Source organism: Microbacterium nanhaiense (assembly GCF_014646015.1).
Lineage (GTDB): Bacteria > Actinomycetota > Actinomycetes > Actinomycetales > Microbacteriaceae > Microbacterium > Microbacterium nanhaiense.
The window spans coordinates 1-1,964 of record NZ_BMMQ01000019.1 but is presented as its reverse complement, the minus strand read 5'-3'; the positions used below and the strand labels follow the sequence as shown (position 1 = coordinate 1,964).

Below are 1,964 nucleotides of genomic sequence, written 5' to 3'. Positions count from 1 at the left end.
CGCGATCGTCGTCTGGATCGAGCGGAAGTACCACCGCCAACGCGCCCAAGACGCCCTCGGCGGCTTGACGCCCATCGAGTTCGAAGCCAAGCTAGCCGAGCCGCTCACACTCGCGGCCTAAACCGAACCTGTCACCAATTCGTTCCTCACGCCCTAGATGGACTGCCCCTCGGATATTACGAGGTGTACACAAATCTCGCCGGGCCGAGCCGCTCCGCACGGGCAGTACGCTACATGTCATGTCGGCGTTGAATGATGGTTCCCGGTCGGTCACGCTGCGGGACGTGGCGAAGGCGGCCGGTGTCTCGTTGGCTACCGCGTCGGCGGCTCTCGCCGGCCAGGGACGAATGGCGGTGCAGACGCGCGAGCGCATCGTGCAGACCGCGGCAGAGCTGAAGTACTCGCGCAACCCGTTGGGTTATGGTCTGCGCACGGGACGCACGTACGCAATCGGCCTCCACCACGTCGACATGATCCGCGCGCTTAATGAGACCTACCTACTCGAGTTCATGTCGGGTGTGACACAGGTGGCGCATGCCCAGGACCACGATGTTGCCCTGCTCAGTTCGAACTCCACGACGCCACGACGCAACATGCCGCGCGTGGACGGCATCATTGTGATGGATCCACTCTCCGACGACGCGCGAGCGCGAGAACTCATCACCAGCGGCATGCCCGTTGTCTCGGGCGAGTTCTTGCCTGCGGGAATGCCTCCGGGAATCGCTGTGACGGCAGACCACGCCACCGCAGTACGCGAGATTCTCGATCACGTTTACGCTGACGGGCTTCGTTCGATGCTGCTTATTGCACCCGGATCGAATTCTGGTTGGGGTGAAGCCCTGCGTGAGACGGTTCGAACGTGGTGTGACGCGCACGGGGTGCGGGCACACTACGGGGAGTATGACTTTGGTGAGCAAGATGCCGATCTGCTCGAGAGGCTGGTCGAGCCGATTTTGCGGCAGAATCCCGACATCGACTTCGTACTCACGGCGGGGGCGGCGGGGGTCTTCGGAGCCATCGGGGCGATCCATGCCGTCGGTCGTATCCCTGGGACGGATGTACGCCTGGCGTGCGGTGCCGACGGTGCTCGGCTCGCAGGAGCGCCCCTGTTTATCACCGCCGTCCAACTGCCTGCTCGCGAACTCGGCGCTGCATGCGCGGAGACTCTGCTCTCCATCGTCGAGGGCGATGACAGTGCGCTCTTGCCGGTAAATCGCACAATTCCGGCCGAGGTTATCTTCCGGCAGTCCACACAACGGTGATCGGCCTAAACGTTTCACCAAAATTACGAGGGTGTTTTCGTTCAGGTGGTGTTCGCGGCCGAGAAACGGATGTGCATTAACCGTTCGTTACATCTCGGTCAAATGGTGACAGAACGTTTCACCATCGGACTAACGTCGCCTTCATGGCACATGAACAGCACCCGGCATACGCCCACGAACACGATCTTGCGGGCCACGATCATGGCCACTCGCACTCGCACGACCTCGCCCCCGAGGGATTCTGGGAACAGCCGCGACGCCTCGGCTCCGGGCTGGAGGGACACGGCGCGGTTGACGACTTTAATGTGGATCGCAAGCCCGGTCCGATTCATGTAAACCGTCGCGGCGAAGGCGGGTTCTCGGGTATCCAGACCTTCGCAAAGCTTCCGGTGTGCTTGACGCCGGAAGATCTTCGGGCGGGCGAGATCGACGTCGCCGTTCTCGGGGTTCCATGGGACTCCACAGCAGGTGGCCGCTCGGGCACCAACCACGGACCGCTCGCCATCCGACAGTGCGATTACGTCGGTGGCTACGGCTTCCCGAACCAGCATCTCGATGTGCGGGTTGACGCACTTGAGGTACTGAAGGTCGCCGATTATGGTGATTCGCCGATCGTGTTGGGCAACACGGCGGCGACCTTCGAGGGCATCCGGAAGTTTGTCGGCACGGTCGTCGATGCTGGCGCCATCCCGATCATTATGG

2 protein-coding genes are annotated in these 1,964 nt (G+C 62.2%); both read left to right on the top strand.

Annotated features, from left to right (window positions below; all coding sequences use genetic code 11):
• The first annotated feature begins 239 nt into the window (after nt 1–239).
• Nucleotides 240–1,262, top strand: a complete 1,023-nt coding sequence (locus tag IEX05_RS15105; RefSeq protein WP_188703288.1) for a LacI family DNA-binding transcriptional regulator — start codon at nt 240–242, stop codon at nt 1,260–1,262.
• Nucleotides 1,263–1,405: 143 nt separating this feature from the next.
• The coding region (locus IEX05_RS15100; protein WP_188703287.1) for an arginase family protein at nt 1,406–1,964 on the top strand (559 nt) is incomplete at its 3' end.